Genomic DNA, 14652 nt, shown 5'->3' with positions numbered 1-14652 from the left:
CGAGTCGGCGGGGCGGCCGCGAGCCGGGAAACCGGTTCGAGGAAAGTCCGGACTCCACAGGGCAGGGTGGTTGTTAACGGCAACCCGGGGCGACCCGCGGGACAGTGCCACAGAAAACAGACCGCCTCCGTGCGCTTCGCGGGCGGAGGTAAGGGTGAAACGGTGGTGTAAGAGACCACCAGCGTCCTGGGTGACCAGGACGGCTAGGTAAACCCCACCCGGAGCAAGGCCAAGAGGGAGCCGCGAGGCTCCTGCGCAGACGACCGAGGGCTGCTCGCCCGAGTCTGCGGGTAGGCCGCTCGAGCCCGCCGGCGACGGTGGGCCTAGATGGATGGCCGCCACTCGCTCAGCCGCAAGGCGAGGCGAGGACAGGATCCGGCTTACACGCCGGCTCGTCCGTACCTTCTTATTAGTAGGAGACCGTGAAGGGCGCCTTACCTACCTTCGCGGACCTCGGTTGCGGTGGGAGGTCGGCCGGGGTGGTCGTGAGTGGTAAGTCGCGTTAGAACGACACTTACCGCTCACGACCACCCCGACCCACTCCTCACCTGCACCGCCCTCGGGACGCGATAGCAAAGGTCCCTTGCTCCCGCCACGGCACTTTCGGGCGCTGCGCACCCCGTCTACTTGCCGGTAGGGTGCCATCCATGGGTGAAGCGAGTCGGGTCACGGGACGGTTCCGCGGGACGTTCGATGTACTGCATTCCCTTACCTACTTCGCGCCGGAGACGGAAGCCGCGCTCACCGGCGCGGGCCTCCGCCCGGGGCGCATGACCTACTTCGCGGGTCGCGCGGCACCGATGGGCGCGGTGAGTGCCGGCGTGGTCGCGGCCACCTTCTACAACTTCAGCCCCGAATTGGTCGCCAAGTACATCCCGCGGGCGTGGACGCTGGCCACGCCCGAAAAGATCATCGAAGCCCGGTTCGAAGCCGTCGACGCGACGCTGACCAGGCTGCTCGGCAAGGACACCCTCGGCTCCGAGCAGGTCGCCGAGGCGGCCGAACTCGCCCGCGAGGCGACCGGGGGCTGCCAGGCCGACGGCCGCCCGCTCTACGCCGGGCACGCCGGCCTCGGCTGGCCGAGCGAGCCTCATCTCGTGCTCTGGCACGCCATCACCCTGTTGCGTGAACACCGCGGCGACGGCCACATCGCCGCGCTGGTCCTCAACGGGCTCGACGGGCTCGACGCGCTCGTCTCGCACACCGCCACAGGCAAGGGCTTCCTCGCCGCCGCGGCCAAGGCGTCCCGCGGCTGGAACGACGAGCAGTGGGACGGCGCGGTCGCCAAGCTCCGTGACCGGGGCGTCCTCGACGCCGAAGGCGGCCTGACCGAGGCCGGGAACGATCTTCGCGAGCGGATCGAAGCCGCCACGAACGTGGCGTCGATGGGCCCTTGGGCGCACCTCGGCGAAGAGAAGACCAAGCGTCTTCACGAGCTGTGCGGGCCGTTGAGCCGTCAAGCCGTCGAAGCGGGCGCTTTTCCCGCGAATGTGTTCGCGACGAGCCGATAATTACGCTATGTAGCGAAAATGCGGCCCCCGATTTCGCTTTGGGTAACGGAAGTGTGACCTTCACTTGATCGGCGCCGATGTTTTTTGTCGAATGCGTGCTCACCCAGCGGACTCGTGAGAAGCCACCGAACGAGTCATGTCACACTGGTCGCGGCCGGATTTTCCTCGGTCGATCCGTACTCACGGTGAGCAAGAAGCGTCGTAGCCGGGTGTTTTCGGCTGCGCACTGCGAAATACGGGTGTCCGGGGTTAATCCAGACGACCCTTGCAACGATGATGGAGACCGAGGATGGTCGTGGTGCTGTGCCTCGCTCTGTCACCGGTAGACAAATCGATATCTACAGAGCGCGCTTTGACCGCTACGCCTCGTGACGCCATGATGTTCGAAGCACCACCGAGCCAGAACCGCGCGAACCCCCTCTCCGCGCACCGGGAGTAATGCGATGATGACCTTGACCACCCTCGACACGCTGGCCGCCGGCGAGCTCGGCACCGGCAACGTCCGCACCTGGCTGATCGACAACATCATCCCCTTGGTGCTGCTGGCTGTCGCACTTCTGCTGTTGTGGCTGGGCGGTGGCAAAGGGGACAACGCCGGTGTCATGCGCCGACTCGCCGGTGTGGTGATCGCGCTGGCGATCATCGGCCTCGCGGTGAGTGGCGCCGGAGTCAACGTGGGCCAGTGGATCGCCGGCCTCTTCACAGGCTGAGGGCTCGCGTTGCGTATCCGCACCGATGACGAGGTTTACCGGGTCGACGCCGTCTGGCTCGGCCCGCCGAAAGCGACTTTTCCCTGGAGAGCCCGCTACGTCGCGTGGCTCGTCGGTATCCCGGTCTTCCTGCTCGTGCTCACCGCCGAACGGTGGGCGGGCTGGAGCTTCGGGTTCTTCTCGACCGCCTGGGCCTTCGTCGCCACAATTGTGATCACCAGATTGATCACGGCCAAGATCAGCCACGAGCGCCCGCTGGGCGCCGTGGCCGCGATGGCGGCGAAAGAGCTCAACACACCAAGAGAACGGACCACGGGCACGGGAGGCGCGGCCAGCGCCTCACGCGTCCGGGTACGGGCGAGCCGCCCGCTACCGAAGCACCGCAGGAGACGGCAGTACCAGCACCACGGCTACGGCGGCGGCGCCGGAGCTCAGGGAACACCACGAGCGCGTCGGAGCCGCCCTGCGGCTCGGGCCGGGAGGTAGTCGTTGTTCGGTCGCGGCGGAAGCCGAGGAAAACGTGATCGAGACCTGCAGCAAGGGGCCTGGAACCCGCCCCAGCAGGTCCGCTCCGCGCAGCCCAAGAAGGCCGGCAAGGGGAGGCGGCTGCCCGGCGAGGCGGCCATACCCACCTATACCCCGTCCATCGCGGCGCGAAGCATCGACGGGCACCTGTTGCGCACCGGTTACGAGGTCTACGCCTGGTACCGGCTCGCGCCGCAGCGCTGGTCGTTCCGGTCGGACTCGCAGCGCCGCGACCTGATCGCGGCCATCGCCGGGCAGTACGCGGAGCTCCAGGGCCGCTGGCTGCACCTGCGCGTGACCAACCGGCCGTACCCGATCCGCATGTGGGCCGAGGCCCATGTGCACAACGCCGTCGGCCGTCCCCAGGACGTCCAGGGCGCGCTGTCCTTCGACGACTACCTCATCGGCGAGCAGCAGCAGCTGATGGGCCGTTCGATGGCCGAAAAAGAGGTCTACCTGGGGGTCCAGGTGCAGACCCGGCGGATGATCGACCGTGCGGTCGAGAGCGCCGCCCCGGTGCTGCGCAAGATCCTGCCGGAGGCCGTCGACGCCGAACTGGCCGCGCTCGACTCCGAGGTCGAGCACCTCGACCAGGTGATCGGCTCCGCCGGGCTCGAAGGCCGCCCGGTGCACGCCGAGGAGATGTCCTGGCTGATGCACCGGTCGTGCTCGCTGGGCCTGCCCGCGCCGCGTAACATGCCCGCGGTCCCGGGCGCCGCCTGGGAGCCCGAGGACCTCGCCAGCTTCACCGACGCGGCGGACTTCCACGCCGAGCCCTACGCGCCGACGGTCACCGTCCGCGGCCGCACCGGGTCGAACGCCGGGGTCTCGCGGCATCTGGCCGTGCTCACCGTCGGTCAGATGCACGGCCTCCAGATCCCCGAGGTCGACGACCCGTGGATCCAGCACGCGGACCGGCTGCCCGCCGCGGTCGAGGTGTCCGCGCGGATCTACGTCCGGCGCCCCGAAGAGGTCGCCGGCGAGCTGCAACGCCAGATGAACAAGGTCCGTTCGCAGGTCAAGCACTACACCGACGAGCACGAACTGGAGCCGCCGCAGTCGCTGGCGCGCCAGGCGGGCCGGGTGCTGGAGATCGACGACGAGATGACGTCGGGCTTCACCGCGCTGGCCACCCGTGTCCGCTCGTGGTGGCGGCTGGCGGTGTCCGGGCCCACGGAGCGTGACGCGCTGCGCCTGGCCCAGCAGCTGCTCGACCTCTACAAGCCGAAGATCGCCGTCGAGCACCCGGAAGCCCAGTACGCGCTGGCTCGGGAGTTCATCCCCGGTGAGCCGCTGGCCTCGGCGGCGTACATGCGCCGCGGTTCGGTCGTGTGGGCGTCCTCGTCGGTGCCGACGGCGACGGCCGAGGTGGGCGACCGCCGCGGCATCCTGCTCGGCGAGACCGTGACCGCGACCCGGCGCCCGGTGGCGTGGGATCCGTGGATGGCGCAGGAGATCCGTGACGGCTCGGGCCTGACCGCGATGGTCGCCGGACTCGGTGGCGGCAAGTCGTTCCTCGGCGGCGGCATCGTCTACAAGACGCTCCGCGCGGGCGCGCACTGGACGATCCTCGACCCGTCGGGCCCGCTGTCGCGGCTGTGCGACCTGCCCGAACTGCGGCCGTACGCGCGGCCCATCAACCTGCTCAACGCGCAGCCCGGCATCCTCAACCCGTACCGGGTGGTCGCCGAGCCGCAGATCGAGCACTTCATGGACGAGGACGACCCCGAGCGTTCGTGGCGGCGGGAGAAGGCCCTCGCGGGCGCCACCCGGCGCCGTCTCGTCCTCGACGTCCTCACCGGTGTCCTGCCGTACGAGGTCTCGCGGATGGCGCAGACTCGGATCGTGCTGCTGCGCGCGGTCCGCGCGGTCGGCGGGCGGTTCGACGCCGACCCGGGCCAGGTCATCGACGCGCTGCGGCGGGACTCCAGCGAGCACCACGAGCACGCCGTCGTCGTCGCGGACTTCCTCGACGAGATGCGCGAGCGCATGGCGCTGCTCATCCCGGAGACCGACGCGGACCCGTACGCCGAGACCCGCGACGACCGGATGACCGTGCTGACCATGGCGGGGCTGACCCTGCCCAAGGACGGCGTCCCGCGCGAGTACTGGACGGACGCGGAATCCCTCGGCGTCGAGATGCTGAACCTCGCCGCGTGGCTGACGCAGCGGTCGGTGTACGAGAAGCCGAAGGAACTGCGCAAGGGCGTCTGGATCGACGAGGCGTTCTTCCTCTCCGAGGTCCCGACCGGTCGCGTGCTGATGAACCGCTTCGCCCGTGACTCGCGAAAGTGGAACGTCCGCGTGCTGCTGTCCTCGCAGATCCCCGCGGACTTCCTGAAGATCCAGGGTTTCGTGGCGCTGCTGGACTCGGTGTTCGTCGGACGGCTCGACGACGACGACGCCCAGGCCGACGCGCTGCGCCTGCTGAAGGTCCCGGTCGGCGTCGGTTACGAACAGGTCGTCGCCGCGCTGGGCAGGCGGCCCGGCTCGCAACGGGACATCCAGCGCGACGTCGAACCGCGGCAGTTCATCTTCGGTGACGGCGCCGGTGGCGTGGAGCGGATCCGCGTCGACTTCTCCGGGCCGCACCTGGAACATCTGCGCCGGGTCATGGACACCACGCCGGGTTCGCCCGACGCCAAACCGGCCAAACCGGGCAACGAGATCGCTGTCCCGGAAGAGAAGCAATACGTCCCGGTGCCGCCCGAGGACGACTTCGAGCTCGAAGAGGACCTCGAGCTCGCGGCCGAACTCGAGGTCGGCCTCACCGACGAACAGATGCTCGGCGCCCCGGACCCGTTGGCGGCCGAAACCGGAGAAGTGCAAGGCGCTGTCCAAAACGGACACAGTGCCAACGGGAATGGGAGTCAGGGCGAGCACGCGCGCGCCGGCAAGGGTGGCACCGGCAGGGACGCCGCATGAACACGGTGATGACACTGGCGTTCGTGCTCGCGTTCGCCGCCGGATGGCACGCGCTGCGCCGCCGCCTGAAAGAGGGGCCGCGGCCGGGCAAGACCAGACCCAGCCGCCGCGCGACGATGTTCGTCGTCATGCTGATCCTGGGTTTGCAGGCCGTGGCGACCGCTCCGGCGGCGTCGGCCGCTGCCTGTGGTGAGGCGCCGAACCCAGAGCGGCCCGGCGCGGGCATGGTCGGGGCGCTCGACCCGTCCGTGATCGCTCGCGGTGAAGGTGGCAGCCCGTACAACGTCTACGGGTACGCCGGACACGTCTGGGACACGTTCGAAACCGACTGCGGCCCGCTGGCCGGAATCACCTCGCCCAACTCGACGATCGACACCTGGGCGGGCAACCAGCTGTTCAACATCGGCAAGAACATCGTCGGTGCCACGAACTCGCTGCACTACACCGTGTTGCAGGGCAGCCTGCTCAGCCCGCTCTACAACGCCGTCAAGGCCGGGGCCGAGAAGGTCTTCAACAACATCTACGCCCAATTATTCGGCCTGGCCGCGCTGATCATGTCGATCATGCTGTTCCGCAACATCTGGCGCGGTGATCTCGCGGCGGTCAGCAAACGGGCGCTGTACGGGCTGGCCGCGGTCTGGCTGGCCGCGTCTTCCCTGGCGCTCCTGCGGTTCATCGATCCCATCGACAACGCGATCGTGCAGACCACGACCAACATCCAGGCCGGATTCATCGACGAGGTCAAGAACCCGCCGCCGACCCCGCCGCAGCCGCCCGCGGCACAGCCGTGCCAGGCGACCCCGGAGGCCGTGGCCGCCCGCCAGCCGTGGGACCGCGTCCCGACCGAACTGCACTGCCGGGTCGTCTACGACAACTGGCTCCGGGGCGAGTTCGGCACGCCGGACTCCCCGCAGGCCCTTCAGTACGGTCCGGCCCTTTTGGACGCGCGGGCCTTCACCAGGACCCAGATCCTGCAGGGCGGGGACGCCGACGCCGCGCTGGTGGACTCCAAGAAGGCGGCGTTCAAGGACATCTCCACCAAACTCGGCCCGGCGACCGGCTACTTCACCGGTGAGGACGGCAGCCGCGTCGGCGCCGGTTTCCTTTCACTGGGCCAGGGAATCTTCTACTCGCTGTTCCAACTGCTGGCCAAGGCCACGGTGCTGCTCGCGCAGGTGCTGATCAGGATCTTCGTCCTGACCGCGCCGCTGATCGGCCTGATCGCGCTGCTTCAGCCGCAGATCATGCAGCGCATCCTCAAGGTGCTGGGCGCGGTCGCGTTCAACCTGATGGTGCTGTCGGTACTGGCGGGCGTGCACACGCTCCTGCTGGAAGCGATCTTCACCGCCGGGAACTCGCTTTCCCTGCTGACGAAGATGGCGCTGGCGGCCATCATCACCGTGCTGTTGTTCATGGTCGGCCGTCCCGTACGGCGGCTGTGGCAGATGGTCGAGATGTCCGTCGGCATGGTCGGCGGCGCGATGCCTTCGCCCCGTGGCGGACTCTTCTCGCGCTTCCGTAAGAAGAACAACGAGCCCACCCCGCAGGACGCGTTCTGGCAGAACGTCCGCGACACCGACGACGTCGTCGACGGCGACCTCCGCGGCCCCGTGGGCGCGACGGTCGGCGGCGGGCGGTTCCGCCCCGAGGCGACGATCTTCGCCAGCTCCCAGCGGCTCGACAACGGGTCCGGCGCGATCAGGCCCGCGGCGGCCTGGTCCGGGGCGCCCTGGCCCGGCGCGGTCGGCGGTGGTGGCGGCCTGCCCGCGCTACCCGCGGGCGGCGGCGGAGGCGTCCCGGTGTTCGGCCAGTACAACCCGGCCGGGGGCAATCCGGGCGACTCCATGTTCACCTCGGGCGGGCGGAGCCCGATCCAGGTACCGAGCCGCCGGGTCGACACCTCGCCGGTCGCCGACCGGCGCTGGAGCGACGAACCGGAGCCGGTCGTGGTGCCGTCGCGGATGAACTCCGCCGGCGGCGGCTACGCCACTCCCGACCTCTCGGGCTCCGTGCCGGTGCAGGCGGGGCCGTCGACACCGCGTCCTCGCCGCGTCGATCCCGAAGTCGTCGCGGGCAAGCCGGTCTTCGTGCTGTACCGGCCTTCGCGCGGGCTGGAGGTCCGCGAGGAAGTCCGCGACACAGACCACGCAGTGGGTCGGTGACCCATGCCGATCCGGACCAACCGCGGGCGTACCGCGGTCTACCGCAGGCTGTGGGGCTGGCCGCTGCGCTCGCCCCGCCATCTCGTCGGCACGCTGGTCGTCCTCGCGGTGGTGCTCACCGCGCTGGGCATCCTGCTGCCCAAGGCCATCGGAAAACCGGGGCAGACGGCGAACGGGCCGGGTGCTTCGGCGACAGCCACCTCGCGTCCCGGCGTCGCCGCGCCGGTCACCGTGACGTCGACGCTGCCGCCGAGGCTGACCTCCGTGCCGGCACCGTCTTCCGCGCCACCTGACCAGGACGGTGTCAGGGTCGCCAAGGAGTGGGTGACGGCATGGGCGAACCATCCGGACGGCACGACGACCGAGCAATGGCTGACCAGGCTGCGGCCGTACACCACCGAGGAGTACTTCGCCGGGGAACTGACGACGGTGGATCCGGCGAACATCACCGCGACCAGGGTGTCCGGGGAGCCGCAGGTCGCGTCCTCGTTCGCGGGATCGATGGACGTCGACGTGCCGACGGACGGGCCGAAGGTCCGGGTCACCGTCGTCAAGACGAACCCGGGGTGGCGGGTCACCAAGTACACCCAAGCGGGCTGACCCGATGAAGATCGGGATCATCGTCGGCGTGCTGATCGCCGCGGTCTTCGCCGCGGTGGTCACCACGAGCACGGTCACCAAGGTGGTGACCGATCACATGGAGGCGCAGGCGGGCGGCGTCGTCAAGACCTCCTGCGACGCGTCGATCGGGCCGACCCTGCCCGGTCAGACCGATCGCGGTTCTTCGGACATCAACAAACTCGACGAAGAACAGAAGGGCATCGTCGCGCTGATCATCTCGATCGGCAAACAGCGCACGCTGTCCCCGCGCGCGTGGCAGGTGGCGATCCAGGCCGGGATGACCGAGTCCAAGCTGCGGAACCTGACCTACGGCGACCGCGACTCGCTCGGCATCTTCCAGATGCGGCCGTCGATGGGCTGGGGGTCCGTCGCGGAGGTCACCCACCCGCCGTACCAGGTCAACAAGTTCTTCGACGTGCTGCTCGCGGTGCCGGACTGGGAGAACATGCGTCCCGGCGACGCCGCGCAGCGGGTCGAGCGGTCCGGTTTCCCCGACCGCTATCACAACTGGGAGCCGATGGCGGCGCTGCTCGTGCAGAACGAGGGCCAGATCGTCGACGTCGTCGGCTGTGGCACGAGCGTGGGCAGTGTGGTGCCGCCGAGCCAGGCCGCCGCGCAGGCCATCAAGTTCGCCCTCGCCGAACAGGGCAAGCCGTACGTCTGGGGCGCCACCGGGCCGAACAGTTACGACTGCTCCGGGCTGATGCTGCGGGCCTACGAGTCGGCCGGGATCATCCTGCCGCGGGTTTCGCGGGACCAGTACAAGGGCGGCGCGATGCTGCCGGTCCGCCAGGCGCAACCCGGTGATCTGCTGTTCCTGGCCACCGTGCCGTCGAATCCGGCGACCATCCACCACGTGATGATGTACCTGGGCGAGGGCAAGATCGTCGAGGCGCAGCAGACCGGGGTGCCGGTCCACATCCGCGACTTCTCCTTCGACGAGGCCGAAGTGGTCGCGCAGGCGGTCCGTCCTGGCGTTTAGCATGGTGCCAGCGTGGTCTCGCGATCGCGAGACCATCGGATTCACCCGAAGTGGCGGCCTGTCCACCGGCACGCGGCCGCACACTGGCAGAGGATGAAGAGCGTGGCACGGAAATTCGGAAGGCGAGGCAAGCCCGCGGCGGGAGGCGGCCCGGAGGTCGATCCCCGCGATCTCTTCGGTACCGCACAGCCCGCGCGGCAGGCGGCCCGTCCCGCGTCGAGTACGCCGCTGGCGGACCAGCTGAACCAGGGCTGGCCCGGGGTCGACCCCGGTTACGTCGTGTTGCCGCGTTCGCTGGCGGAGGGGATGTCGCTGCCTTGGCAGCAGCAGATGGCCGCCCTGCTGGCCCAGTTCCACCACGAGAACGCCCGGCTCGCCTGGCCCGTCTACCGGGTCGTCCCGTCCCGCTACGAAAAGCTCGTCGACCTCGACGAGGAGCAGCTGGCGGAAGCCGGCTACCTGGTCGAGATGGACACCGAAGGCGAGATGATCTACCGCGAGCGCAGCGGACGGAAGATCGACGACCCGGCCAACACCACGGTGCTCGTCTCCTGCCTCGACCCGATCCCGAAGCCCGCGCAGCGCCAGGCACCCCCGCCGCCTTCGCAGGCCGCGCCGCCCGCGCCCGGGCAACAGCAGGCGCCACCGCAGCAGCCGCCGCGCGCCCCGGCGCCGATGAACATCGGACCGGCGCCGGTGTGGCGCACGGTCACCCCGCCCGCGGCACCGCCAGCCGGACCGCCTTTGCCGGGTAATCACGCGGCGCCCCCTACACAGGCACCCGCGCCGCAGGCTCCGCCGCCGTTGCCTCAGCCCAGCCAGTCGCGGCCTGCCGCGGCGAACCAGGCGCCGCCTCCGCCGCCTCCACCGCCGGTGAGCGCGCCTCCGGCGACGCCGGAAGCGCAGTCCGCCGCGCCGCCCCAGGCCGAGCCGCAGCCGGAACCGCCGCCCGCGAGCCCGCCTCCGTCGGCCACCCCGCCGCCTTTCACGTCTCCGCCCGCTACGACGCCGCCGTCGTCCGCGATGCCTCCGGTCACCGGCCCGCCTCCGGGGCCCTTGCCGCAGCCGACGTCGTCCGCTTCGCCGCCGCAGGGCATCCCCGTCGCGCCGGACCTTCCCACCCCGCCGCGCGGCGTTCCGATGGGCCGGGGCTGGTTCGACGAACTCGCCGAAAGCGTGCCGGAAAGCTCGAAGGTGGACTCGCCCGAAGGCGACGAGTTCGGGCCGACCGGTGATCCCACGGAGATCCCGTACCGCTATCGCAAGTGATGACAGGACGTCCGGGTGATGTCACGCTTGACGTATGTCGAGCGACCCGAACCCGGATCAGGGCTGGTACTTCAACACCAAGACGAACCAGGTCGAGCACCTGGAACGCGGCCGGAGCATCGACCTCCTCGGCCCGTACCCGGACGAGGCGACGGCCAGGCGTGCCCTGGACATCGCCAAGGAACGTACGCGGCAGGCCGACGCCGAAGACGCCAAGTGGAACGGCGACTGAGCCGCCCTGACCTGCGAAAAGAGAGCAAGGGACCTTTGCTGTCGCCTGGGCCTGATAATTGATGGCCCTTGCTTGCGCCTGGTTCCGTGAAGGACCCCTTCATGTACTTGGGCTGCCGCGAAGGGCGAGTTTCCTCGGCTGAGTCGCGTGAAGGGGGCCTTCACGCGCACCCGCTGTGGCGTGTGGGGTTACTGGGGTTTTTGAGGTTCCTGGGGTGTGCAGGTGGTCCGTGAAGGACTCCTTGAGGGACCCAGGGTCCGTGAAGGCCTCCTTCACTACCTTCAGGGTAGGCAAGGAGGCCTTCACGGACTTACGCCTCTCTCAACATTAAGAGAAACGATAGCAAGGGACCCTTGCTATCGTTCGTTAGCACGCTAACGAACGGGAGCAAAGGTCCCTTGCTCTCCTTGAGCGGGAAACCGCAAGGTCAGGCATCCTGCCGGGCCAGCGCCGGGCCGAGCACGAACTCCGGGTCCACCTGGGCCGTGAGGTCCTCCCCGGCCCGCCCGCTGCCCCACGCCCGCGCGTTGCGGAGATGGAACTCGACGCCCTGACGCTGATAGCGGGCCCAGTCGCGCTGCTCGCTGTCGACGGTCGCCAGCATCGAGCACAGCGTCGCGAGGTTGTGCGCCTCGAGTTCGCCGATCGGGCGCGCGCGGCCGCGTTCGGCGGCGCGGACGTGCCGCGAGTTCTCCATCCAGCCCAGCAGCGCTTCGCCGACCTCCTCGCGCAGGAAGTCGATGTCCTCGTCCTCGGTCACCTTGTTGCCCACGACGACCAGCCGTACGCCGAAGTCCCGCGCGTAGTCGGCGTACTGCCGGTACACGCCGACGCTGCGTACGGTCGGTTCGCACACCAGGAACGTCACGTCGAACCGCGTGAAGAGGCCGGAAGCGAACGCGTCGGCGCCGGCGGTCATGTCCATGACGACGTACTCGCCCGCGTCGTCGATCATGTGGTTCAGCAACAGTTCCGCCGCGCCGACCTTCGAGTGGTAGCAGGCGACGCCGAGGTCGTCCTCGTCGAACTGCCCGGTGACGCCGAGCCGCACACCGCCGAAGTCGCGGAAGCACGCCTCGAAGATCGGGTTGTCCTCGAACGGCCGGACCAGCCGCGATCCGCGTCCGGGCGGGGTCGTCTTGATCATCGAGGCCGCGTCGGCGATCCGCGGGTTGTCGCCGCGCAGGTGGTCCTTGATCAGGCCCATGTTGTCGCCCAGCGTCGGCCACGCGATGGCCTCTTCCTCGCTGGCGCCGAGCGCGACGGCGAGATGCTGGTTGATGTCCGCGTCGATCGCCAGCACCGGTTTCCCGCCACCGGCCAGGTATGCGGTGAACAGCGACGCCAGCGTGGTCTTGCCGCTGCCGCCCTTCCCGACGAACGCGATCTTCACGCCTCGGCCCTCTCTGTCGTTTTGAAAAGGGTATCGGTTTTCATTTCGCTCGGTAACGTACACCCGACCGGCCCGCGCCCGAACGGGCGATCAACCTGGCCGAATCGGGATAGGGTTGGGTGGTGCCTCCACTCGTGATCAGGACACACACGGCCGGAGGGGACTTCGGTCGCCTGCGAGCCGAGTTTTCGCTGCCGGAGTCGTTCGGGCCCGACGTGCTCGCCGAGGCGGAGGCGGCGGTCGTCGACCCGCTCGAGTCGGCGGGAGGCCGTGAGGACGCCACCGGTCTGCCCTTCGTCACCATCGATCCGCCCGGTGCCAAGGATCTCGACCAGGCGGTGCTGATCGAGCGCATCGAGGGCGGCGGGTTCCGGGTCCACTACGCGATCGCCGATCTGGCCGCGTTCATCCCGCCGGGTGGCGCGCTCGACAAGGAGGCGCGGCGCCGCGGGCAGACGCTCTACCTGCCCGACGGGAACGTCCCGCTGCATCCGCCGGTGCTGTCCGAAGGCGCGGCCAGCCTGCTGCCGGGGGAGACCCGGCCCGCGGTGCTGTGGACCATCGACATCGACGCGGGCGGCGAACCGACGGCGACCAACGTCCGCCGGGCACTGGTCCGGTCCACCGAGCAGTTCGACTACGAGACCGTCCAGGCCTCGATCGACGCGGGCGACCCGCATCCGTCGGTCGCCGCGCTGCCGGAGCTGGGCCGCCTGCGCCGCGAACTCGCGATCCGGCGCGGCGCGGTCGAACTCCAGCTGCCGGAACAGGAGATCAGCGGCGACCCCGACGGCGGCTGGGCGCTGATCCAGCGGCCGCGCAACGACGTCGACGCCTGGAACGCCGAGATCTCGCTGCTCACCGGCATGGCCGCGGCCAAGATCATGATCGACGCCAAGATCGGTGTCCTGCGCACGCTGCCGCCGCCCGACGCCGACGCGGTCGAATGGCTGGGCCGCTCCGCGCAGGCGCTCAACATCGCTTGGCCCGAGGGTAAGAGCGTGTCGGAATTCCTGGCCGCGCTGGATCCCGGCCAGCCCGCGTCCATGGCACTTTTCGCCGACACCACAAGGCTTTTGCGCGGCGCCGGGTACACCGCGTTCGACGGCGAACTGCCCGCCTTGACCACGCACGCCGGGATCGGCGGCGCGTACGCCCACGTCACCGCGCCGATCCGGCGGCTGGTCGACCGGTTCGCCACCGAGATCTGCCTCGCCGTGAGCGCCGGCCGCGAAGTGCCCGCGTGGGTCCGCGCGGCGCTTTCGGAGGTACCGGAGCAGATGACCGCGTCCGACACGCTGGCGGCCAAGGTCGAACGGGCCTCCATCGACCAGGTCGAGGTCTGGGTGATGGCCGAGCACATCGGCGGCGAGTTCGGCGCGATCGTGCTGCGCGCGGAGGAGACCAAGGCCGAGATCCTGGTCGAGGATCCGCCGGTGATGTCCAAGTGCACCGGCGAGAAGCTGCCCGAAGGCGAGCGGATCCGCGTCCGGCTGACCGCAGTGGACGTCGACAAGCGGAAACTGTCGTTCGAGCGGGCATGATCGACGACCTCGGCGAAGTGGTCCCGCTGCGCGCTCCGGCGGCACGGGTGGTCTCGCTCGTGCCTTCGCTGACCGAAGCCGTCGAGGTCAGCGCGCCGGGAAGGCTCGCTGGCGCGACGGACTACTGCACCCATCCGGTCGACCTGGACGTCCCGAGAGTCGGCGGCTCGAAGTACCCGAACGTGGACAAGGTGCTCGAACTCGCACCGGATCTGGTGCTGGCCAACTCCGAGGAGAACCGGCCGGAGGACGTGGAACGCCTGCGCGCCAACGGGATTCCGGTCTGGGTGATGGAGGCGTCGGCGACCGTGCCCAGCGCGCTCGCGTCGATCCGGCGGATCCTGACGCAGGCCTACGACCTCGCCGAACCGGACTGGCTGGTCGAGGCCGAAGAGGTGTGGCGGGAAACCCTGCCGGAGCGGTTCCGGGCGGTCGTGCCGGTGTGGCGGAAGCCGTGGATCGTGCTCGGCCGGGACACCTTCGGCGGCGACGTCCTGCATCGCGTCGGGATCGGCAACGCCTACGCGGACGACGAAGAGCGCTACCCGCGCCCGAAGCTCGAAGAACTCCAGGCGCGCTTCGCTGCCGAAGAGGCGAACCTGCTCGTATTGCCTGACGAGCCCTACGAGTTCACCGCGGGCGACGGCCCCGAAGCGTTCCCCGGCGCGAAGTACGTCCTGGTCTCCGGACGCCACCTGACCTGGTACGGCCCTTCGCTCGTCGAGGCCCACGCCGCGCTGCTCCGCGCCGTCGGCTGAAGCAAGGGACCTTTGCTATC

At 69.6% G+C, this 14652-nt stretch carries 12 protein-coding genes and 1 other RNA gene; 12 read left to right on the top strand and 1 reads right to left on the bottom strand.

The genetic code is table 11. The features are described from left to right. The 10 genes from rnpB to B0293_RS40050 all read left to right on the top strand — a co-directional run bounded on the left by rnpB (position 1) and on the right by B0293_RS40050 (position 10937). Positions 1-399, top strand: an RNA gene (rnpB, locus tag B0293_RS40095) — RNase P RNA component class A. A 248-nt stretch (positions 400-647) separates the two neighbouring features. Further along, complete coding sequence (locus tag B0293_RS40090; RefSeq protein WP_005166544.1) at positions 648-1511, top strand: SCO6745 family protein; 864 nt, start codon at positions 648-650, stop codon at positions 1509-1511. 443 nt (positions 1512-1954) lie between these two features. Beyond that, positions 1955-2221, top strand: a complete 267-nt coding sequence (locus tag B0293_RS40085; protein ID WP_005166545.1) for a hypothetical protein — start codon at positions 1955-1957, stop codon at positions 2219-2221. 9 nt (positions 2222-2230) lie between these two features. Further along, positions 2231-2707 (top strand): hypothetical protein, encoded by a 477-nt coding sequence (locus B0293_RS40080; protein ID WP_005166546.1) that lies wholly within the window; start codon positions 2231-2233, stop codon positions 2705-2707. A gap of 3 nt (positions 2708-2710) precedes the next feature. Then, a complete protein-coding gene (locus tag B0293_RS40075; protein WP_005166547.1) occupies positions 2711-5671 on the top strand; it encodes an ATP-binding protein in 2961 nt (986 codons plus the stop codon). Then, on the top strand, positions 5668-7833 hold the full coding sequence (locus tag B0293_RS40070; protein WP_005166548.1) for a hypothetical protein: 2166 nt from the start codon (positions 5668-5670) through the stop codon (positions 7831-7833). The genes B0293_RS40075 and B0293_RS40070 overlap by 4 nt, the downstream gene beginning before the upstream one ends. A gap of 3 nt (positions 7834-7836) precedes the next feature. After that, positions 7837-8433, top strand: a complete 597-nt coding sequence (locus B0293_RS40065) for a hypothetical protein (protein WP_005166549.1) — start codon at positions 7837-7839, stop codon at positions 8431-8433. A 4-nt stretch (positions 8434-8437) separates the two neighbouring features. Next, positions 8438-9436, top strand: a complete 999-nt coding sequence (locus tag B0293_RS40060) for a C40 family peptidase (RefSeq protein WP_005166551.1) — start codon at positions 8438-8440, stop codon at positions 9434-9436. 102 nt (positions 9437-9538) lie between these two features. Beyond that, positions 9539-10705: a hypothetical protein gene (locus B0293_RS40055; RefSeq protein WP_077241504.1), complete on the top strand. Its 1167-nt coding sequence runs from the start codon at positions 9539-9541 to the stop codon at positions 10703-10705. 34 nt (positions 10706-10739) lie between these two features. Beyond that, on the top strand, positions 10740-10937 hold the full coding sequence (locus B0293_RS40050) for a hypothetical protein (protein WP_005168701.1): 198 nt from the start codon (positions 10740-10742) through the stop codon (positions 10935-10937). Positions 10938-11364: 427 nt separating this feature from the next. On the opposite strand, the gene B0293_RS40045 is transcribed toward B0293_RS40050, so the two are convergent. Continuing rightward, positions 11365-12330, bottom strand: coding sequence for an ATP-binding protein (locus B0293_RS40045; RefSeq protein WP_005167952.1), 966 nt, complete (start codon positions 12328-12330; stop codon positions 11365-11367). 134 nt (positions 12331-12464) lie between these two features. Between B0293_RS40045 and B0293_RS40040 the strand changes: the two genes are divergently transcribed. Together B0293_RS40040 and B0293_RS40035 are read left to right on the top strand one after the other, a co-directional pair. Continuing rightward, positions 12465-13874 (top strand): RNB domain-containing ribonuclease, encoded by a 1410-nt coding sequence (locus tag B0293_RS40040; protein WP_039919980.1) that lies wholly within the window; start codon positions 12465-12467, stop codon positions 13872-13874. Further along, positions 13871-14632, top strand: a complete 762-nt coding sequence (locus tag B0293_RS40035) for a helical backbone metal receptor (RefSeq protein ID WP_005167957.1) — start codon at positions 13871-13873, stop codon at positions 14630-14632. Before B0293_RS40040 ends, B0293_RS40035 begins: the two co-directional genes overlap by 4 nt. Positions 14633-14652: the final 20 nt, after the last annotated feature.

The organism is Amycolatopsis azurea DSM 43854 (assembly GCF_001995215.1).
GTDB classification, from domain to species: Bacteria; Actinomycetota; Actinomycetes; order Mycobacteriales; family Pseudonocardiaceae; genus Amycolatopsis; species Amycolatopsis azurea.
The sequence above is the reverse complement of the archived record's forward strand: the minus strand, read 5'-3'. Positions and strand labels throughout refer to the sequence as shown.